This window comes from Plesiocystis pacifica SIR-1 (assembly GCF_000170895.1).
GTDB lineage: Bacteria > Myxococcota_A > Polyangia > Nannocystales > Nannocystaceae > Plesiocystis > Plesiocystis pacifica.
In genome coordinates, this window is record NZ_ABCS01000056.1 from 38906 (window position 1) to 63221 (window position 24316).

General features: G+C 71.0%; 19 protein-coding genes. 6 read left to right on the forward strand and 13 right to left on the reverse strand.

Features of this window, described 5'->3' with window-relative positions:
• Positions 1-199: 199 nt before the first annotated feature.
• A complete protein-coding gene (locus tag PPSIR1_RS25020; RefSeq protein WP_006973967.1) occupies positions 200-877 on the reverse strand; it encodes a type 1 glutamine amidotransferase domain-containing protein in 678 nt (225 codons plus the stop codon).
• A gap of 78 nt (positions 878-955) precedes the next feature.
• Here PPSIR1_RS25020 and PPSIR1_RS25025 point away from each other — a divergent pair, with 78 nt between their 5' ends.
• Entirely contained in the window at positions 956-1915 is a 960-nt protein-coding gene (locus PPSIR1_RS25025; RefSeq protein ID WP_045116707.1) for a LysR family transcriptional regulator, read from the forward strand.
• Positions 1916-1957: 42 nt separating this feature from the next.
• Here the strand turns inward: PPSIR1_RS25025 and PPSIR1_RS25030 are convergent, their stop codons facing one another.
• From PPSIR1_RS25030 to PPSIR1_RS25040, 3 genes are all read right to left on the reverse strand, one after another.
• Positions 1958-4069, reverse strand: coding sequence for a choice-of-anchor X domain-containing protein (locus PPSIR1_RS25030; RefSeq protein ID WP_006973969.1), 2112 nt, complete (start codon positions 4067-4069; stop codon positions 1958-1960).
• Between the two features lie 138 nt (positions 4070-4207).
• Positions 4208-6349, reverse strand: a complete 2142-nt coding sequence (locus PPSIR1_RS25035) for a hypothetical protein (RefSeq protein WP_157595952.1) — start codon at positions 6347-6349, stop codon at positions 4208-4210.
• 75 nt (positions 6350-6424) lie between these two features.
• Entirely contained in the window at positions 6425-7327 is a 903-nt protein-coding gene (locus tag PPSIR1_RS25040; RefSeq protein ID WP_157595953.1) for a hypothetical protein, read from the reverse strand.
• An 84-nt stretch (positions 7328-7411) separates the two neighbouring features.
• On the opposite strand from PPSIR1_RS25040, the gene PPSIR1_RS25045 reads away from it, so the two are divergent.
• Positions 7412-8281 (forward strand): hypothetical protein, encoded by an 870-nt coding sequence (locus PPSIR1_RS25045; RefSeq protein WP_232296546.1) that lies wholly within the window; start codon positions 7412-7414, stop codon positions 8279-8281.
• A 24-nt stretch (positions 8282-8305) separates the two neighbouring features.
• Positions 8306-9511 carry a serine hydrolase domain-containing protein gene (locus PPSIR1_RS25050; protein ID WP_006973973.1) on the forward strand — a complete coding sequence of 402 codons (1206 nt, stop codon included), beginning with the start codon at positions 8306-8308 and terminating at the stop codon, positions 9509-9511.
• A gap of 57 nt (positions 9512-9568) precedes the next feature.
• Here the strand turns inward: PPSIR1_RS25050 and PPSIR1_RS25055 are convergent, their stop codons facing one another.
• Positions 9569-11020 (reverse strand): amidase, encoded by a 1452-nt coding sequence (locus PPSIR1_RS25055; protein ID WP_006973974.1) that lies wholly within the window; start codon positions 11018-11020, stop codon positions 9569-9571.
• 198 nt (positions 11021-11218) lie between these two features.
• On the opposite strand from PPSIR1_RS25055, the gene PPSIR1_RS25060 reads away from it, so the two are divergent.
• Entirely contained in the window at positions 11219-11956 is a 738-nt protein-coding gene (locus PPSIR1_RS25060; RefSeq protein WP_006973976.1) for a hypothetical protein, read from the forward strand.
• 18 nt (positions 11957-11974) lie between these two features.
• Here the strand turns inward: PPSIR1_RS25060 and PPSIR1_RS25065 are convergent, their stop codons facing one another.
• From PPSIR1_RS25065 to PPSIR1_RS25085, 5 genes are all read right to left on the reverse strand, one after another.
• Positions 11975-12799, reverse strand: coding sequence for a hypothetical protein (locus PPSIR1_RS25065; RefSeq protein ID WP_157595955.1), 825 nt, complete (start codon positions 12797-12799; stop codon positions 11975-11977).
• Between the two features lie 448 nt (positions 12800-13247).
• Positions 13248-15497, reverse strand: coding sequence for an ArnT family glycosyltransferase (locus PPSIR1_RS25070; protein WP_006973978.1), 2250 nt, complete (start codon positions 15495-15497; stop codon positions 13248-13250).
• Positions 15498-15508: 11 nt separating this feature from the next.
• Positions 15509-16507 (reverse strand): PA14 domain-containing protein, encoded by a 999-nt coding sequence (locus tag PPSIR1_RS25075; RefSeq protein WP_006973979.1) that lies wholly within the window; start codon positions 16505-16507, stop codon positions 15509-15511.
• Entirely contained in the window at positions 16507-18522 is a 2016-nt protein-coding gene (locus PPSIR1_RS25080; protein WP_006973980.1) for a glycosyltransferase family 39 protein, read from the reverse strand. The genes PPSIR1_RS25075 and PPSIR1_RS25080 overlap by 1 nt, the downstream gene beginning before the upstream one ends.
• 114 nt (positions 18523-18636) lie before the next feature.
• Entirely contained in the window at positions 18637-19287 is a 651-nt protein-coding gene (locus PPSIR1_RS25085; RefSeq protein ID WP_006973981.1) for an O-methyltransferase, read from the reverse strand.
• Between the two features lie 111 nt (positions 19288-19398).
• Between PPSIR1_RS25085 and PPSIR1_RS25090 the strand changes: the two genes are divergently transcribed.
• Positions 19399-20817, forward strand: a complete 1419-nt coding sequence (locus PPSIR1_RS25090; protein ID WP_045116708.1) for a hypothetical protein — start codon at positions 19399-19401, stop codon at positions 20815-20817.
• Positions 20818-20879: 62 nt separating this feature from the next.
• Here the strand turns inward: PPSIR1_RS25090 and PPSIR1_RS25095 are convergent, their stop codons facing one another.
• Together PPSIR1_RS25095 and PPSIR1_RS25100 are read right to left on the reverse strand one after the other, a co-directional pair.
• Positions 20880-21593 (reverse strand): TlpA family protein disulfide reductase, encoded by a 714-nt coding sequence (locus PPSIR1_RS25095; protein WP_157595956.1) that lies wholly within the window; start codon positions 21591-21593, stop codon positions 20880-20882.
• 86 nt (positions 21594-21679) lie between these two features.
• Positions 21680-22426 (reverse strand): spermidine synthase, encoded by a 747-nt coding sequence (locus PPSIR1_RS25100; protein ID WP_006973984.1) that lies wholly within the window; start codon positions 22424-22426, stop codon positions 21680-21682.
• 450 nt (positions 22427-22876) lie between these two features.
• On the opposite strand from PPSIR1_RS25100, the gene PPSIR1_RS25105 reads away from it, so the two are divergent.
• Positions 22877-23302 carry a hypothetical protein gene (locus tag PPSIR1_RS25105; RefSeq protein WP_006973985.1) on the forward strand — a complete coding sequence of 142 codons (426 nt, stop codon included), beginning with the start codon at positions 22877-22879 and terminating at the stop codon, positions 23300-23302.
• Here the strand turns inward: PPSIR1_RS25105 and PPSIR1_RS25110 are convergent.
• A partial coding sequence (locus PPSIR1_RS25110; RefSeq protein ID WP_006973986.1) for an NAD(P)/FAD-dependent oxidoreductase occupies positions 23291-24316 on the reverse strand: 1026 nt, incomplete at its 5' end. The two genes, PPSIR1_RS25105 and PPSIR1_RS25110, sit on opposite strands and share 12 nt — an antisense overlap.

Genomic DNA, 24316 nt, shown 5'->3' on the forward strand with positions numbered 1-24316 from the left:
GACTATACCGATTCATAGTTCTGCACTCAGCTCGACCGGCGGGACGGTATCGGCACCCCACGCCAGCCAATGCGCGCCATGGGTGCACGCTCCCTACCCTCGACGGGGGTCGAGGACAGCGCCGGCTCGAGCGGGGGGCCGATCTCTACGCGGCTCGCAGTCCGTCAGGCCGGCCAGCCGGCCCCCCCCGCCTTCCCGATCAGGCCAGCGCCTGGAGCAGCGCCTCGGCGACGGCCTCGGACGAGGCCGGGTTTTGTCCGGTGATCAGCGCCCCGTCCGTGACCACCAACGGCGCCCAGTCCTCGACCGATCGGTGGACCCCGCCCCGAGCCACGAGCGCGTCTTCGAGGAGGAAGGGCACGAGCTCGGTCATCCCCACGGCCGCCTCTTCGCTGTTGGTGAAGCCGGCGACCTCCCGGCCCTCGACGAGCGGCCGACCGTCCGCCGTCTTGGCCTCGAGCAGCACCGCCGGCGCGTGGCAGACCGCCGCGACCACCTTGCCGGCGCGAGCGAAGGACTCGATCAACGCGATGGAGTCGCGGTCGTGGGTCAGGTCGTACATCGGCCCGTGACCGCCGGGGTAGAACACCGCGTCGAAGTCCGCGCCGTCGACCTCGGCCAGGCGGACCGTGTTGGCCAGGCGCGACTGCAGCTCGGCGTCTGCCTGGTAGCGCCGCGTCGCCGCCGTCAGGAAGGCCGGCTCCAGGCTCCCCGGATCGACCGGCGCCTGCCCGCCCTTGGGCGAAGCCAGGGTCAGCTCGGCCCCGGCCGCGGTGAACAGGTAGTAGGGCGCGGCCATCTCCTCGGCCCAAAAACCAGTCGGCTTGCCGCTGTCGCCCAGCTGCGCGTGGGAAGTGAGAACCATGAGAATCTTCATCGCTCTAGGCCTACGGCCGCTCACCAAACTTGACAAGATCCTCCATTGGCGACGGAGCGCGTACTAATATTTGACAATATGACGGCGTCCAGCCCTCGAAGCGCCCTCGACTCCCGCCACGTCCGCGCCATGCTGGTGTTCGCCGAGGTCGCCAGGCTCGGCAACTTCGCCGCGGCCGCCCGCCACCTCGGCCTGACCCGGGCCGCGGTCAGCCACCAGGTCAAGCGGCTCGAGGACGAGCTCGGCGTGCGCCTGCTGAACCGGACCACCCGCAGCCAGAGCCTGACCGACGCCGGGCAGGTGTTCCTCGCCAGCTGCGAGGCCATCGCCACCGAGCTCGACGTGGTCAACCGGCGCATGGACAACATCCGCACCGAGCCCGCCGCGACCATCCGCTTGACCTGCTCGGTCAACCTCGGCCTGCAGGCGGTCGTGCCCGCGCTCTCGGCCTTCCACGAGCTCTACCCCAAGGTCGAGATCGACCTGACCATGACCGACGACATCGTCGACATCGTCGCCGAAGGGATCGACATCGCGATCCGCGGCGGCAAGCTGGCCGACTCCGAGCTCATGGCGCGGAGCCTGGGCCGAAGCCGCTACCGGATCTGCGCCTCGCCCGAGTACCTCCAGGCCCGCGGGCGGCCGCAAAAGGTCGAGGAGCTCGGCGGCCACGCGTGGGTGGTCTACACCCTCGGCAAGCGGACCCTGACCCTCAGCGCCCGCGGCCAGACCCACACCCTCACCCCCGCCGGCCCGCTGCGCACCAACAACGCCGCGTCCCGGCTCTACTTCACCCTCCGCGGCCACGGCCTCGCGCGCTTGCCCGAGTACGACCTGAGCCCCCGCCTCGCCAGCGGCGAGCTCGAGGCCGTGCTGCCCGACTACGACTGCGGCTCCCTCGAGCTCCAGGCCGTGCACCACCGAGGCGCGACGGGCTCGCGCAGCATCGAGCTGCTGCTCGACTACCTGCAGGCCTACGGCATCGCCAACGCGGGGCTCGGCGGGTTGGGCGTGCTCGCGGGCGGCCGGGCGCGCTGACGGGAGAGCCCGCTCAGCGGAGGCTCCCCGAGCGGCTCTAGCTCAGTGCGCCGAGCTCAGCGCCTGCTGCACGGTCTGGTGCGGATAGGCGATCAAGCAGCTGTGAGCGACCATCGCCTCCAGCTCCTGGCTCCGACGCGCGAGGTCGTCGTAGTGGTACTGGAGCACCTCCGGGCCGTGGACCGGGTCGCCGACGGGGCAGCAGCTCGCCGTGCACGTGTCGGTGCCCAGCGGCGGGACCAGGCCGTTGGCCGTGGTGCAGCCGTCGTCGGTGCCCGTCAAAAAGCGCGAGAAGATCGCCGGCCCGGCGTCCACGGGGCTCTGCAGGCGCATGTGCAAGAAGGGCTGCTCTTGGGTGGCGCCAGCGACCGAGCGGCTGAGGCCGTAGGTCAGGTAGTTGGCGAACAGGGTCCCGGCGTCGTCGAACACCTCGCGGTCGTGGCAGCCGTTGCAGGTGTTGAGGGAGAACTCGTGGCGCGCCTGGGCGGGCGCGCTCTGGCTGCCCCAAAAGCGCCCGCGCTGCATCCCCGAGAGGTTGGCCCAGCCACCGCTCGCGCCTGGCGGGATGGCGGGGTTCGGTCCGCCCGGGAGGCTGAAGCTGTCGGTCACGAAGGGGTCGAAGTAGACCACGTCCGCCATCGCGTAAGGCGACGAGTGCAGATGCTTGAGGTAGCCGTAGGGCACGAAGGCCGCGCGGAAGGGCTGGTTGGTGACCGGGTGGGTGAGGTCGACGTCGTAGTTGCTGGCCAGGATGTTGCCGGCCTGGCTGGTGATGAAGGCGTCGATGCCCTGCTCCGAGGTGAGCGGGTCGGGGTACTCGTAGGCGTAGGCCGGGGTCTTGGCCAAGGCCACGGGCGTCAGGCCCGTCCCGTCGTCGACGAACTCGCGCATGTGCCATTGCAGGTTCGCGTAGTCCGGCCAGGGCAAGAGCCGCGAGTTGGTGCGCAGCTGGGCCAGGTTCCCGGGGCCGACGACCGTCGCGGTGATCTGCTCGAGCTCGTCGAGGTAGGCCGTCGAGCCCAGGGGCAGGGCGTCGAGGGCGTACCAATCCTGCGCGTATTCGCGGATCCGCCGGCAGCCCGAGCGCGGGACCGCGTATTCGAAGATCACGGTCATGTCGAGGGGCTCGCAGGTGTCCGGGTCGACGAGCTGGAATACGTAGCGCAGCTCGCCCGCGCCCCCGCCGAACACCTCGGCCTCGTGGAGGTCGACGCGGTTGACGATCGCGACCAGCTGGAAGGGCGGCCGGCTCACGTCGAGGGTGTCGGTGAAGACCTGGGGCTGGCCGTCATCCGAGAGGAAGGGGAAGCGGTTCCAGACCTCGTCGAGACCCCCGACCTGGGCCGGAAGGTCCTGGCCGTTGACCTGCTGGAGCGTCGACCAGGTCCGCAGCCAGTCGGCGATCCAGTCCTCCACGGGCACGCCCGTCGGGGCGCTCATCTCCTCCATGAGGTGCGAGAAGCCGTGGGCCCCGAAGGCGTCCCCGGAGAAGCTGCACTTGCCGCCGCTGAGGCTCCACACCCCCGTGCGCGAGGCGTCCCGGGTGACCGCGGGATCGCGGACCGCCAGCGTCTTCTCGGGATCGGTGGTCCCGGCCAGCGGCGCGGGCTGGGCCCCGATGACGGTCAGCGTCGAGCCCGTCACCCCCGCGAACAACCCCTCGACCTCGGCCGGCGGCACCGACCCGCCGTCGAGGGCGAAGTCCAGGGCCTGGGCCTCGAAGGGCACGGTCTCGACGGCGTTGCGGCCCTCGAAGCGCGTGACCGAAGCCCCCGGCTCGACGCGCTCGAGGTAGGCCATGCGGCGCTCGACCTCGGCCAAGAGATCGTAGTCGATGATCGCCGAGTAGAGCCCGTCGCCGGCCTCGACGTCTCCGCCCTCGCCGTCATCGCGGAGCAGGACCGCTTGGTCGTCGTCGAGCTCGAGCGGCAGCGTGGGCTCTTGAACCTCGCCCTCGCCAAAGCGGACCTCGAGGCGCGCGTTGGCGTGGACCTTGGTCGACAAAAAGTGCAGCTCGAGCGTTTCGACGGACGGCGGGTTGCGTGCGTAGTCCTGCTCGGAGCGCAGGCTCGAGCCCTCGAGCCCGGCGTCGAGCTCCGCCGCCGGCTCGCCTGGGTCGCAGGCGCTCAGCGCGGCGAGCATCGCCAGCGACAAGAGGAGTGAATGAGACGAAAAAGTGGGGCCAGTCCTATCGGTAGACATCATGGATCTCCACCTCTCGATTGGCGGAGGGATGCTGCGATCGAACGACCTCCCTCGGTTCTTTTTTTCTACCCTCGGTGCCCTCTCTGCCTAGCCAGCGTGATCGCTGACCAGGGGGATGGCCTCGCTCGGCTTGGCCTTCGCCGAGCTCGATCCCTTGCTGCCCGTCGTCGACCTTGCCTCCGGGTTCGCCTTCGAGACCAGGAACTCGATCGCCCCCAGGCTCAGCCGCCGATCGCCCTCGTCGCGCTCGAACACCAGGGCGTCGTAGCCCCGCCGCCAGGCCGCCGCGGGGACCTGGACCTTGCGCTTGGACATGCCCGGCGCCGAGCCGCGCTTGGGGATCTTGACGAAGCCGAGCTCCTCCTCGCCGTCGAAAAAGCGCAGCAGGTACTGGTCGTTGTGGTCCGCCGTGATCTGCAGGACCCGCTCTCGGTGCACCGCGTCGAGGGCCACGCGGATGCCGGCGCTCGGGCTGACCTGCACGGTCCCCGGGGCGTTCCAGGCCACGCCGTCGTCGACCTCGCGCTGGAGCATGCGCAGGGGGACCTCCTCGTGGTAGGGGCGGCCGGCGAAGCGCTCGTCGATGAGCGCGTCGAAGCCTCCGGTGTTGGCCTTCCAGATCAGCCGCCAGCGCTCGGCGGTGAACAGCGGGCCGGTGTGGATGACCTGCAGCTCGTCGTAGAGCTGCGCCAGGCCAGGATCGAGGATCCGGTTGTCCCCGGTCTCGATGGTCTCGAGGTAGCCCAGGGGCACGTGGCGCTTGGCGTGGCCCGGGCGCCAGGTCTCGCCGCGGTTCGCCGGGAGGTGAGCCAGGAAGGCGTCGCCGAGGGCGAGGGGGTCGATGACGAACACCTCCGGCCCCGCGGCGTAGCCAAACATGCCCACGGCCACGCGCGTGCTGATCTTGTCGGGGGACCGCCGCGCCCGGCGACCGGCCCGGATGAGCGAGTGGTAGGGCCCCGGCTCCTTCGCGCGCAGGCCGATGAGGTGGTTGTCGAAGCCCCAGTACTGGCGCTCGTCGACGACCCCGTTTTTGGTCATGCTCGCGTCGAGGGTGCCCAGGCTCGCCGTGGGCGTGTCGGCCATGAAGCCCACGCCGACGATCGCCGTCATCGCCACGGCGAGCTCGCGCTGCGCCGCGCCGGAGTTCTTGCGGGCTTCGGAGCCTTCGGACACGGCCTCGTGACCGGCGAGGTGCAGGCCGGGCAGCAGGCACAGCGCCAGGAACATCGGCGCCGTGAAGAAGCGCCCGGCCATGAAGTCGCCGCCGACGCGGTAGACGTAGACCAGGTAGAGCGCGACCCCGGCGGCGGCGAAGGCCTCGGACGGACGCCGACGCGCGCGCGCCACCGTGAGCACGATGAGCGCGGTGATCACCGCGACGCTCAGCGGGTCGAAGGACAGCTGGTTGAACAGGTAGACCAGGCCCTGGCGGGTGATCTGCTCGCCCTCGACCCCGTGCCCGAGCTTGGCCAGGGCCGTGTTGGGCACGAAGCTGCCGTAGTAGATCAGGCTAAAGCCCTCCCACGCGATCAGCGGCGTCGCCCCGATGAAGCCCGCGCGCAAGGCCGGGCCCCAGCGCAGGGGCCACGCGGCCGCGAGCACGCCGGGGCCGACGAGGGCGAGCAGGTCCAGGCGGTTGGTCCCGACCAGCGAGCCCCACAGCACCAGGCGACACAGCGCGCGTCGAGACGCGGGCGCGCGCGGGTCTTCGCCCTGCTCTCGAAATTGACGCAGGCGCATGAACTCCCAGGCGAACAGCGCCAGGAGCAGGTGGGTCAGCGGGTTCTCGAGGCCGCTGGTCGAGTAGTCGACGAAGCTGCGGCTCATCAGGCAGGCCAGGGCCATCGCCAGTCCGTGGGCCGGGGTCGGCGCGACCTTTCGGGCCAGGACCCACACGGCGGCGACCGACAGCGCGACCGAGACCACCAGCGGCGCGACGAAGGCGTCGTCGGTGAGGGCGTAGACCGCCGCGAGCACGAACATCCACAGCGGGTGGGTGTAGGCCTGGACGCGCTCGCCGGGGTTCCAGGTCAGACCGTGGCCCTGGACGAAGTTGTCCACGGTCCGCATCGTCACGTAGGAGTCGTCGCTCATCCACGCCGCGCGCAATGCAACGATCGCAAATACGGCGAGGACGAGCTTGGTCGCGGCGACGAGGGTCTGCTCGTCGCCGAGTCTAGCCAGCAGGGGCTGGGGCGCGCGGTCCATGCCAAGGACCAGTGCCACGGGCGATGTGAACCGATCGTGTTTAATCGAGTCCGCGCGTGTTTTGCTGATGCAAGCCTTCCCCAGGCCTACGGCTCAAAAGGGGACGCACTCGACCACGCCGCCGTCGAAGGAGCTCTGCACGTCGACGCAGGCCGCGTCGCCCGTGCACCCGCACGAGCCGCTGGGCTGGCACAGGTCGCCAGCCCCGCCCGCGACGCAGTCCCCGTCGCTGCTGCACCCGCAGATCCCCGCGTTGCACGCGCTGGACTGGGGGCTGCCGAGGGTCTGGCAGCCCGCGTCGGTGCTGCACTCGCACAGCCCCGTGCCCACGTTGCAGCTCGGGTAGGCCTCGCTCGGACAGTCGGTGTCGCCCTGGCAGGGCAAGAAGCAGTAGTCGTCCGGGTGGCAGGCGGCGTTCTCCCGCCCACACACGATCACCGCGTTGCCCTCGATGTCCGTCATCGGGATCGAGTCGAGGCCGATGCCCTCGCAGTCGATGAACTCGTTGGGCGCGACGGCGCAGTGGCCCGCGCCCTCGATGGGCAGGCAGACCTGCATGGCCGCCTCGCACTCGCCTCCGCCCGCGGTGCAGGCCGTGCCCTGGGTCCAGCCGCTGAGGAACTCGACGCACTCTTGGTCCGTCGCGCAGCCGCTCGCCTCCGCGGTGCACATCGAGTCGACGCAGCTGTAGTCGAAGTCCATGCCCATCACGGTGCAGTCCGCGTCGGTGCTGCACTGGTGCACGCAAAAACTCTCCGAGGGCCCGCCGGAGTCCGAGCTCTCCCCCGTCCCGGAGCTGGAACCCGGGCCGTCCGCCGAGTCCGTGCTCTCCCCCGTGCCCGCGCTGTCCGACGAACCGGAGCTCGAGTTCTCGTCGCTCGCCGTGTCGGCCTCGAAGCCCTGCTCCGCTCCGCCCGCTTCTTCGCCCACTTCTTGGACCGTACAGGCGGACGCGAGCAGGATCATCGACGACAGGAACAACGAAGCGCGACGCATGGCCGGACTCTACCCGACGAAGACTCCGCCGCGCGGCGGAGTTCCGTGTGGCTCGACAGCCCATGCCCGGCCTAGACTGATTCCATGATTGCCACGCTGCGCAGCGCTGTCGTTGTCACCGCGCCAAGATCCCTGGGCGTGCTCGCCTGCTTTGCCATGGCCCTGGCGTGCACGGATCCGAGCGCATCGGAAGCCGGAGGCGACGAGGCTGCCGAGGACTCCGAGTCGAGCGAAGGCGCGGGCACCGACGAGGCCGACGACTTCGTGCCCCAGACCGACACCGACGCGGGGATCTCGAACTGCGACATCTTCGCGCAGGACTGCCCCGAGGGCGAGAAGTGCACGATCTACGCGAGCGTCACCGAGGGCGCGTGGGATACGAACCGCTGCGTGCCCGTGGTCGGCGACAACGACCGCGACGCGCCCTGCGTCTACCACGGCTTCGCGGAGGGCACCGACGACTGCGACGCCCAGAGCATGTGCTGGAACCTGCGCGAGGTCGACGGCGAGCTCGTCGGCTACTGCACCGACTTTTGCTCGGGCAGCGCCGACGACCCGACCTGCCCCGAGGGCTCGAACGAGGAGGCCTGCGAGGGCTACGGCTGCGCCGTGATGGGCAACGGCTACATGGCCCTGTGCCTGCCCCACTGCGACCCCCTGGCCGACGCGTGCCCCGAGGGCACGGCCTGCTACTGGTCGAACCTCGCCTTTGTGTGCCGAGAGACCACCACCAACGTGCCCACTGGCGATCCCTGCGGCTTCTTCAACGACTGCGCGCCGGGCAACGCCTGCGTGTCTGGCGAGCAGCTCCCGAGCTGCGAAGGCTCGGCATGCTGCGCGCAGCTGTGCGACCTCCAGGGCGCGGACGGCTGCGCGGTCGAGGGCACGGTCTGCACGGACTACTTCCAGGCTGACCCTGCGTGCGCGGCCGGAGCATGCGTCATCCCCGAGTGACCTCAATCATGTCAAGCTCGGGGTGTGCCCCCGCGCGCCCTCGCCCTGTCCCTCGTCGCGCTCTTTGTCGCGGCTTGCGGGCGAACGCCCACGCCCGAGGCCAAGGTCGAGGTCGAGCGAGAGGCCGAGCCTGGGCTCGACCCCGACGACCAGGCCAAGCGCGCGTGCATCCAGGCCCTCGTCGACGATGCGGAGGTCGAAGAACGCTTCGTGCCCCTGCTCCGGGCGCTGTGCGCCGAGTCGACGGCCATGGCGGTCCCCGGCGTGGCCCTGGCCGTGGTCGAGGGCGACGAGCTGGTGCTCCACGCCGAGCTCGGCGTGCGCTGCTTTGGCGAGGACGAGCCCGTCCTCCAGGACACGCCCTTTCGCCTCGGCTCGGTGACCAAGACGCTCACGGCCTCCCTCGCCGTCGCGGCCACCGGCGCGGACGAGCCCGCGCTGCGCCCCGACACGCGCGTCAGCGAGCTGGGCAATCGCCGGCTGCCCCCGGGCGCCGAAGACCCGACCTTGTTCGAGCTCCTGCGCCACCAGACCCGGCTCGGCGAGCTCGACCCCGCCCGCGTGGTCGAGCACGAGGGCGACTGGTGGCGGGCGCTGACGATCACGGAGCCGCCGCCCTCGAAGGACCCGCGCCCGTCTCGCTACTCCAATACCAACTACATCGTCGTCGGGGCCATGCTCGAGTTCATGACGGCCCGCAGCTACGACCGGCTGCTCGTGCAGAGCCTCGGCCTCGGGCCCCTGGGGCTCCACACCGTGCGGGCCGACCCCAAGGCGGCCGAGGAGGCCGGAGCCGCCTGCGGTCACCTCGGCCACGATCCCGACCGCCACCCCGTCCCCGTGTCCGAAGAGTTCGCGTTCATCCCCGGCGATCCGAGCTGGCTGTGGCCGAGCGGGGGCGCGTTCGCGTCGGCCGAGGAGCTCGCCCGCTTCGCCCTCGCGCTGGGCACCGAGGACGCCCCCGGCACCGCCCCCATGCTCGAGCCCGGCGTGCCCATCGAGGACCCTCGGCCCGAGTTCAGCGGCCTCGACGAGCTCCGCTATGGCCTGGGCCTGCGCTCGTGGACGCTGCCCGACGGCGCTCGGGCCTACGGCCACACCGGCGACTCGCCCACCTTCCACGCCGAGCTGATGTTCGTCCCGGGCGAGCGCGCGATCGTGCTGCTCGCCAACCGCGGCGGGCCCCTGCCCGCGACCACCCTCGCCGCCCGCGCGCTGCTCGAGGGCTAAATTTAAAATTGTCGTGAACCATCCCGGGCCCGAGCTGCTGCGCGAGGCCCAGGACGCTCAGGCAGCCGGGCGCACCCAGCCGCCGATCGCGTCCTCGAGGACCTCGCCCACGGCGATGGTCAGCGCGTCGTTGTCGTGGACGCCGACGACCTGCACGCCCAGCGGCAGGCCCTGGCGGCTCAGGCCCATGGGCACCTGGGTCACCGGCAGCTCGAGGATGTTGAACACGGCCGTGTAGGCGAAGTCGAAGGGCCGCAGCAAAGGCGAGCCGTGGCGCGGCGCGGGCCGGGGGTGGGGCGGGTAGAGCATCACCCCGCGCGGGCCGATGAGCTGCACGACCCGGCGGCGCAGGGCCTCGACCTCGCGCAGCATTCGCTGCCGGCCCGCGGCGCTCGGCACGAAGGGGCGGGCGTCCTCCATGGCCGCGAGCACCAGCGCCGGGAGGGTGTGGGGCGAGCGACCGACGGTCCAGCGGACCAGCTCGCGGCCGAGGGCGCCGCGCTCGGGGAGGCCCAAGTGCTCGCGGAAGGACACCTGCGCCGCCTCGGCCATCAGCGCCGACCACAGCTCGAAGGCGCGGCCAAACTCGGGGATGCGCGCCCGCTCGATCCGCGCGCCGCGATCGGCGAGGGCCGAGGCCGCGCGCTCGAGGGCCTCGACCAGCTCGTGGTCGACGGGGCCCTTGCCGTCGTTCTCGACCACCACCACGTCGAGGCCGCGCAGGTCCTCGGGGGGCCGGTCTTCGAGGACCACGCGGCGCGTGCTCGGGTCCTCCCCGTCGGGGCCCGCGAGGATGCGCAGCAAGGGCAGCAGGTCCGCGGCTCGGCGCGCGATCGGTCCCGTCGACAGGTAGCCCAGGGCCGCGTTCTCGGCGATGGGGTACTGGCCCGTGGCCGGGACCACGCCGCCCGTGGGCTTGTGGCCGAAGGCGCCGCAGAAAAAAGCCGGCATGCGGATCGAGCCGCCGATGTCCGCGCCCAGGCCAAAGGGCGAGGCCCCGGCCCCGACGATCGCCCCCTCGCCGCCGGAGCTCCCGCCGACGATGCAGCGCGGGTCGTAGGGGTTGTTCGAGCGGCCGTAGACGTGGTTGCTGCTCTCCATCCACATGCACAGCTCGGAGACGTTGGTCAACCCGATGCAGATCGCCCCCGCGGCGCGCAGCCGCGCGACGGTGGTCGCGTCGACCTCGGCCACGGCCCCCCGGCGCGAGACGAGCCCCGAGGTGTTGGGGAGGCCCGTGAACGCGAAGGACTCCTTGATCGTGCACGGGACCCCGTGGAGCGGGGGCAGCTCGTCGAGGTCCTCGCAGACCGCTCGAGCGGCGTCGGCCTCGTCGGCCTCGCGCAGGGCCTGCTCGTAGCGCGGGACCACGATGGCGTTGATCGTCGGGTTGATCGTCTTGGCCCGCTCGATGTGCGCCTCGACGATCGCCCGGGACGAGAGCGCCCCCTCGCGGATCGCCGCGGCGAGTTCGAAGGCGGAGGCGGACAGTGGATCGCCGACGGTCACGGCCTCGATTTTAGCCCAGCGCGGTGGCGACGAGTGTCGCCACCACGGGGATCCCCCTGGCAGCTGCCATCGTGGCCAGCGAGCTCCCCCATTCGACGAGGGCGCGCGCGCCCAAGGGACCCCGCTTTCCCTCCAACTTAACGACAACCATACGTTTTCCTCAGACTTTCGCGAGCCCCCGACGCGTCTTTCCAAGTGATGGCCAAGCGCGCTGAAACCCGAGAGTCCTCTGTCCTGCTGGCCCTCGCGGAGCTCGACCAACTCGAGCATTCGCGCCGGGCCTTTTCTGATCGCAAGCGCGAGCTGCTCGAGGCCAGCAAGGGCCAGGCTCGAAGCCTGACCGAGCTGCGCGCCCGCTTCGAGGGCGAGCGACCCAAGGCCTGGGCCCGCCGACGCGCCCGCCAAGATCGCCAACACGAGCAGCTGATGGCGGTCGAGCGCGAGGCGGCCGCCCACGCCGCCGCCGAGCAAGTCGCCGCCCACGAGCGCCGCATGACCGAGCACGCCCGCGAGCTCGAGGCCAAGCGCCGGCGCCTGGTCGAGCTCGAGTCCATCCCCGAGGTCGTGACCCCGGGCCGCAAGCTGCTCGAGTGGTGCACCCCGCTAGCGACCGCGGCCATGGTCGCCCTGCTCTTCGCCGTGGTGACCCACGAGGACGAGGCCTCGGCCGACACGCCCATGCACGTCCAGGTCGACGACGCCGACATGGAGGCGCCCTTCGCCGGCACCGTGCTGGTCCCCGCGGCCGCCCCCATGCCCGAGGCCCCCGAGGCCCCCGAGCCGGCGCCCGAGAAGAAGACCACCAAGAAGTCGACCAAGAAGTCGACGACCAAGAAGTCGACCACCAAGAAGTCGACGACCAAGACCGACTCGTCGAGCAAGTCCGGCCGCAAGAACCCCCTGGTCCTCGACTTCGGCGAAGACCCCCTGGGTTGAGTCTGGGGTGGAGTCTGGCTACTCGACCAGGGCCCAGCTGTAGGACAGGCGCTCCTCGCAGCTGGCCCCCGCCCCCGCCGAGAACGCATCGAGGGCCATGAACTCGTACTCGTTGCCCTGAATCGAGGTCGTCGCCGACATCCCGACCTCGACCGTCACGCCGCCGCCGAGCTGATAGGCATAGACCACGGGCTCGACGGCGGCGTCGCAGCACGGGCTCTCGAAGTCCTCGCACTCGCAGCGCTGGGACTCGACGCGCCCGGGGCTGAAGTTCTCCCACGCGTCGTTGCCAGGGATCATCGGCAGGCTCAGGCCGCCCGCGCGAGCGTAGAGCACCGGCGGCCCCTCGCCGTCGCGCCAGATCGCCACGGTCTGGTAGGCGCACTCGCTGCTCCCGGGCTCTTGGCGCGCGCGGATCTGGATGCACTCGCCGACGTCGACCAGCCCCTCGAGGGGGATGGGATCGATCTCGAGGGTCGGCTCGAGGCCGCCGCAGTCGTCGCAGCCCGGGAGCGAGCAGATCAGCCCCGAGACCGCGCTGTCCGAGACCTCGCCGACGGTCATCCAGTACTCGTAGTACTCCGGGTCGCCGGGGATGTTGTGCCCGCAGGGGTAGTCGAAGTGGATCTCGAGGGGGTCCCCGTCGCCGGCCTCGAGGGGGCAAGGCGGGCGCTCGGTCTGCTCCTCGCTGTCCCCGTCCTCGCCGAGCTCGTCGGTGGTCGGCGCATCGAAGGCGGGGTTGTTCTGCTGGCAGCCCGCCCCCAGGCACACCAACGCGAGCGCCAGGAGGGGTCTCGAGCCGACCCTCGTATTCGAGCTCTGGGAGTCTCGCCCGCCAACCATGGCCTCCAATATACCGTGAAGCCCGGCCCCGGCGCCGACCCGCGTCGATGGGGTGGGCCGGCTCACCGCGAACGCATCGCCCGAGGGCCGGGCTCAGGGACTGTGAAATTTTCACAGTCCCTGTCTGTTTTAGCCGTCGTGGACGACGCCACGCCCTCCCTGCCCCACGTCCACGACTCAGCGGGTCGGCCAAAACGAGTTCTGGCCGACCCTCTGTCTATTCTAGCCGTCGTGGACGACGCCACGCCCTCCCTGCCCCACGTCCACGACTCAGGGGCTGTGAATGAATCCACAGCCCCTGACTATTTTAGCCGTCGTGGACGACGCCACGCCCTCCCTGCCCCACGTCCACGACTCAGCGGGTCGGCCAAAACGAGTTCTGGCCGACCCTCTGTCTATTTTAGCCGTCGTGGACGACGCCACGCCCTCCCTGCCCCACGTCCACGACTCAGCCCTCGGTACCGCCCGACTCGTCGGTCCCGCCCTCGCTGCCCTGCTCGGCCGCTTCACCCTCGAGCTCCCCGTCGAGCACGGCGCCGAGGTCCTCGGGCGAGAACACGAGGACGTTGTAATTGAGGAAATCGCTCGGCTCCCGGCCCTCGAGCCAGCTAAAGCAGTCCACCCGGCGCACCCAGTCGGCGACGTGGATGACCTGGGGAATCCCGGGGCTGGGCTCGACGTGGCAGCGCACCTTCTCGGTCTCGAGGCCTCGGGACTCGAGCTCCTCGCGACGCATGGGGAATTGGGTGTAGTAGGCGAGCTTTTGCCAGCCCCGCTCCCGGGCCAAGGTCGCGACGTCGCCCAGATCCTGGCCCCAGTCCTCGCCGACCACGGAGACCCACCGGCCGCCTCCCGGTCCGCCGACGAGGCCGTTGAAGTAGCCGAGGTAGTGGGGCGCGTAGAGGCCGAGGGCGACCGCCCCCGAGCCGATCGCCCAGGCGACGAACAAGGGCGCGGCGGACAGCGCCCAGGCCCGGCGCAGGCCCGGCGGGATCCAGCGCGGCGCCTCGCGTGGGCGGCTCAGGGCCGCGCGCAGGCGAGCCAGGCGTCCGCCCTCGACGACCGCTGTGCCCGGCTCGGGCTTCGGCTCGGGCTCGCCTCGCCGCCACCGCCCCCAGGCCTCGGCCCAGCGCTCGATCAACAGCGCCCCGCCCCGCCCCGCGAGCACGGCCATGATCGGCAGCAGGGTCAGGGAGTGGCGCACGCCGATGTTGATGTGCGAGAGCACCAGGCTGCTCAGGTTCACGGCGGCGAACAGGACCAGGACCCCCGTGGCCACGCTCGGCCAGATCCCGGCGCGCACGCGCTGGACCGCCAGGCGCAGGCTGATGCCCAGCAGCGCGATCAACCCCAGCGGCGTCTTGAGGATCAGCAAGACCGGGAAGTACAGCGGGTGCGCCGAGTAGTCGTTGAGCCCGAAGAAGTAGCCCCCGTGCCCCGAGGCGTTTTGCTTGGACACCGTCGCCAGGCCGACCAGCCAGGTGTAGGGGAAGGGCAGGCGCAGCGGGTCGGGCAGGCGCCCGAGGAAGCTGCGCTCGACCAGCTGGCCCTTGTAGCGCCGGTTGAGCCAGTTTTGGGGCTCGGGCTCGGCGATGATCTCGGCCATGCTCAGGCCGACGCGGTCGAAGAAGTAGGCCGCGTCGATCGCCAGGATCATCAGGGCGGCGACGAGCGCCAGCTGCACGAAGGTGAACAGCACCCGCTTTTTCCACGAGTCGAAGGCCACTCCGCGCCGGGCTCGCAGAGCCCCTGGTAGTAGGCCTCCCGCCCGCTTGCCGCCTCGGCCCTCGGCCTCCGCCCCCTCGCCGATCTTCCCGGGGTCGAAGCCGCCCAGCCCCAGCCCCGCCGCGAACAGCAGCATGCAGCTGAGGGTGACCACGAACACCAGCCCGGTGTGCTTGGTCAGCACCATGGCCGTCGTCGCCAGGCAAAACAGCGCGACCTTCCCCCAGCCCGGGCGCTCGATCCACGCGACCGTCGCGGCCAAGCTGGCGAACAAGGTCGCGATCGCCGGCATGTCCGAGGTCACCAATCGGCCATGGGCCAAAAAGGTCGGGTTGAAGCACAGCAGCGCGAGGCTGATGATCGCCGTCACCCAGCCCCAGCGCCGGTAGATCCACGCGTAAAAGCCCAGCGCGAACAAAGCGGTGACGCCGATCATCATCCGCCGGCCCTCGCTCAGCTCGGCGCGGGCGCGGGCGAAGTCGTGGGTGAAGTAGTGCTGGGAGATGCGCAGGGGGTTGGCCTCGGGCCAGCGCCACAGCTTCTCCACGGCCTCGGCTCGGGTCTCGTCGGCGTCGGGCAGCATCAGCCCGCGCTTTTTCATCCGCGTCAGCAAGACGCGCTGCTCGTCCTCGCCGCCGATGACCAGCTGCGGCTCGCCCCAGGGCTCGTCGGCCTTGCCCGCCGAGGGCAAGCTGGTGATCACGTTGGCCAGGGGCGGGTGGGCGTAGCTCAGGCGCGCGGTGTGCTTCCACAGGTAGACGTGGCCGCGCACGAGGTGCAGGGGCTCGTCGGCGGTGAGGCTGCGCGAGGGCTCCCCGGTCCACTGGATCAGCGCGCACACGCACACGATGAGCACGGCGAGCGCGTGCCGCCACAGCCGACGCGCCCAAGGAACCGAAGAATCGGCCGCGCCGTCGGCCGAGCCCGGCTGGGCGTCCTCGCTGGCAGCAGTCGCGTCGTCGGCTTCGCTCACCCAGGCCTCGCTCAGTCGTCCAGGCTGACGCTGGCGCAGGGGTCGTCCTCGTCCATGAGGTCCCCCGGGTAGCGCAGCACGTCGCGCGAGAGGCTCTGCGGCACGCCGCCGTCGAGGCTGGCGACCAGGTAAATCGACTGCTTGCCGAGGCTCTCGAAGTACTCGACGCGCAGGTGGTGCACGCCCGGCTCGAGGGTGACGAAGCCGCTGCCAAAGCCCCGCCGGCGGGTCTTGCCGTCGCGCTCCCAGGCGTCGATGATCAGCTCGCCGCCGACGAGCACGCGCGCGCCGTCGTTGGCGTTGACCTGGAACACCGCCTCGACGGGCTCGGTGATCAGCAGGCAGGTGTCGAACTGGGCCGAGAACTTGTCGGGCGGGATGTCCTCGAGGGGCGGGCGGTCGTCCCAGTCGTGGTCGATGTCGTCCTCGCGGACCACCGTCGGCTTGCTCTCGAGCATGCGATCTGGGTAGTAGGAGGAGCGCCACGGCCCGGTCCCGGGGACCTCCGTGCGCGTCGCCGTGTAGGCCAAAAGCGGGCCGAGCAGCAGCGCGACGGACACGCTGGCGATGGCGAGGCGGAGCCGGCGACGACGCAGGGGGCGGCCGCCGAGTTCGGGCTCGAGGCCCGCGAGCAAGCGCCGCGCGTCGCGGACGTGGACGAGCAGGGCCTCCTCCTCGAGCTCGTCCTCCCCGACGCCGAGGCTGCCGTGGTGCCCGGCGAGGGCCTGGCGCAGCTTCGCGTCGACCCCGGCGATGGGCGCGTCGCTGGCGAGCCAGTCCTGGGGCGTTCGGGGCTGGGTCGAGCCGCTCGCCTCGAAGGCCTGGGCCGCCGAGGCCACCGAGGCCCAGAACGCGCGCAGGTGCGGGAGCGTGGTGCGCAAGGGCGCGACGGGGTCCTGGAGGAGGATCTCGGCGGCGTGCAGCTCCTCGGCCGCGCGCTGGAGCTCGGTCCAGCCAGGTCGGTCCGCGAGCGCCTGCCCGCGGGTGGATGCGTCGGCTTGCTTGGCCATCACGGTGCTCCTCGTTTCGCGCCCGCCTCGCCCGCGGGGGGCACGGTGGGGTCGTCACCAAAGGCGCGCTCGAGCTCCTCCGGCGGGCCGATCTCGTCGGCGCCCTCTTCTGCTGGAGGCTCGGGCGGAGGCTCGAGCATGCCCTTCATCGGCACTGGCCCCTCGGACCCCGGCTTGCGCGGCTCCTCGGCACCGGGCACGCGCGGCCCCTTGGCCTCGTCGCGCCCCTTGGTGACGTTGTGGTGGGGACGCTTGGGGTCCGGCGGCTCCCAGCCCTCCTTGCCCAGGCGCATGTCCCGGACGAGCACCAGCAAGGTCCCCTCGCGCTCGACCCGGAGCAGCTCGGGGTACTGCTCCTTTTGCAGGTAGCAGTTGTTGCGGGTGTAGCCGAGCCAAAAGTCCGGCGGCGTCCCGCCCCGGCGGCGCCACTCGAAGTTGGCGTTGAAGTACTCCTTGGCCACGAACTGCGGCATGCAGGCCGAGATGATGTAGGGCTCGGCCAGGTAGCGCTCGCGGTCGTTCTCCCACAGGTACTCGTGGAGGTCGTCGTAGGCCTCCTTGTAGGTGTTGCCGTAGTAGTCCGTGGAGTAGCGCAGGTAGGCCCCGGGCAGGCCGCCGGTGAAGGCGTTGAAGTAGAGGTACTGGTGCGGGTGCAGGTGCACCATCGCCAGGATCACGCGCACGGCGTGGGCCAAAACCAGGGTCTGCAGCGCCCAGGCCCCCGCCCGCGAGCGCGCCGCCAGCCACCGCGTCAGCTGGGCGAAGGTCACCGCGGCGATCACCGTCATCGGCGGGACCAGGAACAGGAAGTGGCGCAGGCCGTCGTAGAGCGGCGAGCGCTTGATGATCGCGTAGACCGGCGGGAACAAGATGGCGAAGGCGATCAGCCCCCACACCGCCAACATCCGGCGCTCGCGCGCCAGCGGCGGGAGCTCGGGGCCCTTCGGCGCCTTCCTGGCCGCCTTCGAGCCCGGCTCGGCCCCGAGCGCCTTGGCTCGCCGACGCAGCCGAACCAGGCGCACGATGAAGGCCACCAGCGCCCCGACCAGCAGGACCAGCACGATCTCCGGGAGCTTGAACACGAAGTAGCGCAGCAGGTAGTCCGGCGGCGGCGTCAGGGTGGAGACCCGGCGCCAGCCAAAGGGCATGCTGCGCTCGTGCAGGTTGAAGGCCGACATCCGCGCGAGCACGATGAAGGGCCGGCGCAGGGGCGCGAGCTGGGCCCACGGCCACAGCACCAGCATCAGCAGCCAGGCCCCCGCGACCGTCGCAAAGTAGGGCGTGGCGAACTGGGCCACGTAGCGCGGCAGCAGGCTCCAGTCCCGGGTCTGGCGCACCCGCCACAGGATCCACAGCCCGATCAGCATCATCAGGTAGCAGACCGTCAAGATGCCGCCGATGCGCACGCTCATCGCGATCCCCAGGGCGACGGAGGTCTTGAGCCACTCCCGCGTCGGCACCGAGGGGAACACGATCAGGATCCGGACCAGGTAGTAGAGCGCCCAGATGTAGCCGACGGCGAAGGGCAGGTCCTTGGGGTTGTTGAACATGTGCCCGTACCAGACGGGCGTCAGGATCAGCAGGACCAGGGTCAAAAAGCCCGCGGCCGGGCCCCCGAGCAGGCGCCCGAGCTTCCACGCCCCGAGCAAGCCCACGCAGCCCACGAGCGCGCCGAACAGGTGGATCGTCTCGTAGGTCCCCAGGGGCGAGATTTGCCGGGCGAGGTAGCCCAGGCCGTCGAAGGCCCCGCCGTAGAGGTAGTCGGCCCGGTAGTAGAGCGCGCTGTCGTCGACGAAGCCCGAGGCGAACCAGTGGATGATGTGGCGCCCGTAGGACAGGTGCCAGGTCTCGTCCCAGGTGATGCCGTAGTCCTGAAAGGTCAGGGCGATCAGCATCAGCATCACGCTGCCGACCACCGCGCTCGCGACATCGAAGGCCATGTCCCAGCGCGGACCATCGCTGGGCTGCAGGCGGGCCGCCGGGTCGGCGGAGAGAGAGCGAAGCGGCTCGGACATCGCGGCGCGGGATGCTAACAAACTCGGCGGATCGTCCAAGCGCTGCCCGGGCGCAGGCGCGCAGACGGGGGCGCTGGGGCCCCTGACAGAACCATGAATCCCGCGACTCGCGCGTCAGGCCGCGTCGGGCTTGCGCACGAAGCAGACCTGGCCCTGCTTCCAGGGCTCCAGGAACACCGGCCGGCCCACCGCGCGCAGGGCCTCGTGGTACTCGGGCCGCTGGGCGTCGTGGAGCAAGACGACCCCGCCGGGGCGGAGCAGCGCGAAGCCCTCACGGATGCAAAAGCTCCGGGCCCGGCCGTCGACGAGCACGAAGTCGAAGCTGTGCTCGTCCAGGGTCCGCGGCAGCGCGACGTAGTCCGCCATCAGCTCCGGGTTTTGCTCGGCCTCGAGGCGCCAGGCCTTGAGCAGCTCGCGGTCGGCGGTGGTCGGGCGCTTGCCCCCGGCCCCCGGGAGGGGCGGCTCGGGGCGGGCCGGCTCGACCAGGTGCAGCTCGAGGCGAGGGTCCTTCACGATCTCGCGGACGCGCCCGTGCCACTCGCGGTTGTGCTCGATCGACACGTAGCGCTCGATGAAGGGACAGGTCGCCAGGAGCTCCCGGGTGCTGCCGCCCGCGCCCCACTCGAGCACCCGCTTGGGCGCGAGGGTCTCGATGACGGCCCGGACCTGAGATAGCTCGATGGGATCCATCCACACCGGCAGGGTCGAGAGGTCGGGCTCGGGCTCGCTGCGAACGAGGCGCCCAAGCGCGCGTACGAAAGCCATGCCGGGGGTCTAGCAAGAAAAGCCAGACACAGACAGCCTCCGCGGCCCAGCGGGGGTGGCGCGGGGCTGGCGCGGCGTTTCCAGTGAGCTGCATCGCATGGCGCTTCAACCATGCGCGCGGGCCCGTCTGCGGTCATCATGGATCCGGTGCGCACCCGGCGGAGCACACATCCACGGCGGAGCCTGAGACTGGCCTGGTCCGCCGCCTTTGCTTGCGCATGCGTCCAGGGGCCCGGTGCGGGCGATCAAGGCTCCGAGTCCGCGCACGCCACCGACACCGACAGCGGCGAGAGCGAGGGGCGCGAGTGTTGGGTCGACGACGAGTGTGAGCCGGGGTGGATCTGTGAGGCTGGTCAGTGTGTCCCCGATCCCTGCGCCGAGGCGGGGGACGAGGCCTGCGAGCCCGAGGACGAGGCCGAGCCCTGCTACTACGACGACAGCGACTGCGATCAGGGCGTGTGCATCAACGAGCTGTGCCTCGACGTCCCGATCTTGCCCAGCTGCACCGAGGCCCCGACCTTCGTCGCCGCGGCGCTGATCCCCGAGGCGCTCGAGGACCAGCTCCACCTGCACAACCCGACCTACATCGACCTCGACGGCGACGGCCTCGACGAGCTGCTGCTCAACGACCCGGAAGATCACGTGCTGGTCCGCTGGGAGGGCGCCCAGGCTGTCCCCGTGCTCGAGTTCGACACGGGCTTCTCCCACCCCCGCCTCCACCCCCTGCGCGACGGGGACAGCCTGGGAGCCGTGTTTGGACGCGCCCTCCTCGACGGCGACGGCGGCGGAGGGCTGAGCCTCGCCGCGACCCTCGAGGGCGGGCAGTTCACCGTCAGCCGGGTCCAGACCGGCGACTTTTGGGGCCTCGGCCGCGACGGAGTGATGTCCCTCGCCAGCGGCTACGGGGCCACGCAGCTGTGGGTGTGGAGTGACGACCCCGCGCTCCCGGGCACGCAGCTCGAGCCGCGCTTGATCGCCAGCGATCTCAACGCCGCCCTGGCCCTCGACCTCGACGGGGACGGGCGCGACACGATCGCAGTGCTGAGCGGGGACCACCTGTGGCGGGCCGAGCTCGTCGCCGGCGGGTGGATCGAGCCCGAGACCCTGCACACCGCCCCGCTCCCGAGCTTCGAGACCCTCGCGGCCCTCGGGCCCGTCGGCGGCCCCGACGTGCTCGTCGCCTTCGAGGCCCGCCAAAACTCGCGCACGGTCCTGTCCGCCTTCGTCGGCGACGAGGCCCTGACCACCATGGTCCAGGGCGACCTCGACCACGAGGCCGTCGGCGACTTCGACGGCGACGGCCTGCGCGAGGTCCTGCTCTTCGACGACGACTGGCCGCCGCCGATCTACGTCGACTTCTCGGCCACCGGCGTCCCGCTGTGCGCCCAGGTCCAGGCCGAGCTCGACATGCCCGACTCCGTGTACGAGTTCAGCGTCGGCGACCCCGACGGCGACGGCGTCGACCAGATCGTCGCGCGCGGCAACAACTACGCCGACAACCAGGACTTTTGGCTGTTCATCCCCCAGTGATCCCTCTGTCTATTTTAGTCGTCGTGGACGACGCCACGCCCTCCCTGCCCCACGTCCACGACTCACTCGCCGTAGGGCGAGGCGAGCACCTCGAGGACCTGGTCGAGGGTGTCCTCGGGCACCACCCCCTGCTCGCGCCAGCGGACGTTGGCGTTGGCGTCGACGAGCAGCGAGAGCGGGATCGAGGCGTCCGCGCCCAGCGTCGCCTCGCTCCACTCGAAGGTCTGGTCGAGGAGCACCGGGAAGGCCAGCGGCCGCGAAAAGCTCTCCTCGCTCCACCCCGCGCAAAAGCTCGTCGTCGGGGGGTTGCCCGCCCCGTCCTCGAACAGCACCTGGACGATCTCGAGGCCCTCGCCGTGCAGCGGCGTGTACAGCTCGGGCATGAAGGTCTCCGTCTCGGTCACACAAGGCGCGCACCAGCCCGCCCCCACGGACACGAGGATCGCCCGGTTGTAGTCGCCGTAGTCGTCGTCCCGGGGGCACATCAGGCCCGCGAAGTCGACGAGCTCGAAGTCGCAGTCGCGCAGCTCGAAGGCCGGCAGGCGCTGGCCCGGCTCGGCGCCGTAGCCCTGCTCGCCGGGGCCCGGGTAGCCGCAAGGGCCCCGGTCCTGGCTGCGATCGAGGAGCGACTCGTCGAGCCCGGTCTCCCCGCCCGCGTCCGCCTCCGTCTCCGTCTCGGCCCCGGTCTCCGCCTCCGCGGACGTCTCGGTGTCTTCGGAGCTGCCCTCCGTCTCACCCGCCTCGCCCTCGGCGCTGGGCTCCCCGACGCAAGCCACGAGCGTCAGGCCAACGAGCGTGAGGCCAAGGCTGCGCGGCGGGGACACGGCGAGGACACGGCAGAGCGCGCCCCGAGGTTACCCCCTCAGCGCCGCCCCGGGCCACGCTCGCGCCCCTTCACAGGACCGCGCTTGGCCTGCTTGCCCGCCCCGTCTCGACGCCGCCCCACCCAGATCGCGTGGGTCCGGCCGCGGTCGCGCCCGTGGTTGGCGACGGGGTGGACCTTCGCCTCGAAGCCAGCCCGCTCGAGCGCCCGGGAGAAGCTGCCCTCCCGCGAGTAGGACCAGACCGCGTGCACGCCCCCGGGGCGCAGGGCTCGATGGGCCGCGCGCAGACCCCCGACGCCATAGAGCGCCGAGTTCTGGTCGTGGGCGAGGGGGTCGGGGCCGTTGTCGACGTCGAGCAAGATGGCGTCCCAGCGCCCGGGCTCGGCGGCCGCGATGATCTCGGCGACGTCGCCCTCGAGCACGCGGGCGCGCGGGTCGGCGAGGGGCGCTCCGGCCAGGCTCGCCAGCGGCCCGCGGTTCCACTCGATCACCGCCGGCACGAGCTCGGCGACCTCGACCTCGGCGTCCGCCGGCACCGCCTCGAGCGCCGCCGCGACCGAGTAGCCCATGCCCAGGCCGCCGACCAAGACGCGCAGGGGTCGACCGTGGCGGGGCCCCAGAGCCGCGCAGCCGATGCTCGCCAGCGCCCGCGCGCTGACATCGTCGCGGCTCGACATCAGATCCCAGCCGCCCACGCGGATCAGGTACTCGTGCCCGCGACGACTCAGCGTCATCGCCTGGCCATCGGGCGCCGTCGACTCGGCGAGCACTTCCCAGGGGATCATGGCCGTCGGGGCGTACCCCCTCCTCGCCGTCGGGTCCAGCGTCGGGGCCCCGATGGGAGATCTCTCATCTGCGATCCTGACGCCGGCCACCGGGCCCCAACACCCACCACCGGTCGAGGTGCGCGGACCTCTCAGTCTCCTCGCTCTGTAGGGTTTGTTTTTATGAGCTTCGACTCTGTGGCGATTACACGGCGCACAAATCGCCCGCCGATCAGCAAGTCACAATCCACCCACCCGAGTTTTAATTCCGGGGCCACATCGCGCTCTTTGTCACCGCTCAGCGCATTTTGTTGTGCAAATACCGCAAGATACGGCCCTTTGAACAGTTTGGCGCGAGGTCGCGCGTGTCCCAAAGACGAGGACGCAAACATGAGACCCAACCTCTGGTATGGCTATATTCGAGTTACAATTTGACTGTACTTTTCTGAGAGCCTCGCTACTCTTTTTACCATGTCCGAGGTCCTCTCCCCCCACGAGTCGGTGTCCTTGCTCGAGCTCCCCGAACACCTCAGTGACACCGAATTCGCCGCCTACATCGCGGCTCTGGATTCGCATCTGGATGCCATGAAGCCCTTCGTGATGATCGTCGACGGCTCCGTGCTCAACAGCGGCGAGACCATGGAGCAGTCGATCTGGCACCGCCGCCGGGCGACCCGCATCAAGGCCTTCCACCGCGGCGTGGTGTTCATCACGGGGCTCAACGGCACCCGCGATCGCGTCCGCCTGCTGTGCCAGCTCCAGCCCCCCAATGTCCCCTACGCCTTCGTCTCGACCCGCGAAGAGGCCCTGAGCTGGGCGACGCAGCGGCTGACCCGGCGCGCCGAGCGAGAGAGCCGGCGCAAGACCGTGTCGCTGCGCTCCCTCTCAGCTAGCTGACACGCCGAAGGCCTCGAGCAGGGCCGTCGGCGCGACGTTGCCGATCATCACGAACACGCAGTCGACCGCGAGGTCCTGCGTGTTTTCCTTTGGCCCGAGCAGCCGCGCGCGGCCGGGCTCGATGGCCTCGACGGTGGTCGACCACAGCAGCTCCACGCGCCCCGTGCTCGCCAGGCGACGCAGCGTGTCGATGTTGCGTCGCTTGCCGCGTTTGAAGTCCGGGCCGCGGTAGGCCACGGTCACGCGCGTCCCGGGCTGGTGGGCCAGACCGGCCGCCGCCTCCATGGCGACGTCGCCCAGGCCGACGACGAGCACCCGCTTCCCGGCGAAGCTGCGCGCGTCGGCGAGGCTGTAGTGGACGTGGTCGACCATCGCGTCGGCGATGGGGGCCCCGAGGCGCCGGGGCGTGCCGCGACGCCCGAGGGCGAGGAGGACCCGGCGGGCGTCGACGAAGGCGGCCTCGCCGTGCTCGGAGCTGCCCTCGGACACCGCCGTCTGGGCCAACACCCGCAGCGTGCCCCCGCGCCGCTCGCAGCCCGTGACCCGCAGGCCCTCGCGGATGTCGAGGCCCTCGCGGTGGACGATGCGCAGCCACTTGCCCAGGAGCTCCTCCTTGGTCGACTCCTCCAGCCACAGCTCGCCGACCCGCGGCACGCCGAGGGGCTGATCGAAGACCAGCTTGCCCCGGGGGAAGCTGCGGACGCTCTCGGCCACGCTGCCTTGCTCGAGCACGCAAGCGCGCAAGCCCTGCTCCTTGGCCTCGAGGGCCGCGGCGATGCCCGCCGGACCGGCGCCGACGATGACCAGATCGAAGCCCTCGCCCCCCCCCTTTTGGCCCTCGGACTCGAGCTCCCGGGCCAGGCTGCGCACCGCGTGGGCGCCCTGGTTGATCGCGTTGCGGATCAGCGGCAGCCCGGTGATGTCCCCGGCGAGGTAGACCCCCGGCGCGCCCTGGGCGCGCAGGCCTTCGTCGAGCACCGGCAGGTCGGGGACGCGCTCGCCCTCGGCGATGAC

What these genes read in the sequence shown, in the direction of transcription:
- PPSIR1_RS25100 (WP_006973984.1), bottom strand. Translation starts at nt 22,426, where the DNA reads ATGATCCCCTGGGAAGTGCTCGCCGAGTCGACGGCGCCCGATGGCCAG.
- PPSIR1_RS25090 (WP_045116708.1), top strand. Translation starts at nt 19,399, where the DNA reads ATGCGCGCGGGCCCGTCTGCGGTCATCATGGATCCGGTGCGCACCCGG.
- PPSIR1_RS25080 (WP_006973980.1), bottom strand. Translation starts at nt 18,522, where the DNA reads ATGTCCGAGCCGCTTCGCTCTCTCTCCGCCGACCCGGCGGCCCGCCTG.
- PPSIR1_RS25040 (WP_157595953.1), bottom strand. Translation starts at nt 7,327, where the DNA reads ATGCGTCGCGCTTCGTTGTTCCTGTCGTCGATGATCCTGCTCGCGTCC.
- PPSIR1_RS25025 (WP_045116707.1), top strand. Translation starts at nt 956, where the DNA reads ATGACGGCGTCCAGCCCTCGAAGCGCCCTCGACTCCCGCCACGTCCGC.
- PPSIR1_RS25065 (WP_157595955.1), bottom strand. Translation starts at nt 12,799, where the DNA reads ATGGTTGGCGGGCGAGACTCCCAGAGCTCGAATACGAGGGTCGGCTCG.
- PPSIR1_RS25020 (WP_006973967.1), bottom strand. Translation starts at nt 877, where the DNA reads ATGAAGATTCTCATGGTTCTCACTTCCCACGCGCAGCTGGGCGACAGC.
- PPSIR1_RS25045 (WP_232296546.1), top strand. Translation starts at nt 7,412, where the DNA reads ATGATTGCCACGCTGCGCAGCGCTGTCGTTGTCACCGCGCCAAGATCC.
- PPSIR1_RS25060 (WP_006973976.1), top strand. Translation starts at nt 11,219, where the DNA reads ATGGCCAAGCGCGCTGAAACCCGAGAGTCCTCTGTCCTGCTGGCCCTC.
- PPSIR1_RS25085 (WP_006973981.1), bottom strand. Translation starts at nt 19,287, where the DNA reads ATGGCTTTCGTACGCGCGCTTGGGCGCCTCGTTCGCAGCGAGCCCGAG.
- PPSIR1_RS25105 (WP_006973985.1), top strand. Translation starts at nt 22,877, where the DNA reads ATGTCCGAGGTCCTCTCCCCCCACGAGTCGGTGTCCTTGCTCGAGCTC.
- PPSIR1_RS25075 (WP_006973979.1), bottom strand. Translation starts at nt 16,507, where the DNA reads ATGGCCAAGCAAGCCGACGCATCCACCCGCGGGCAGGCGCTCGCGGAC.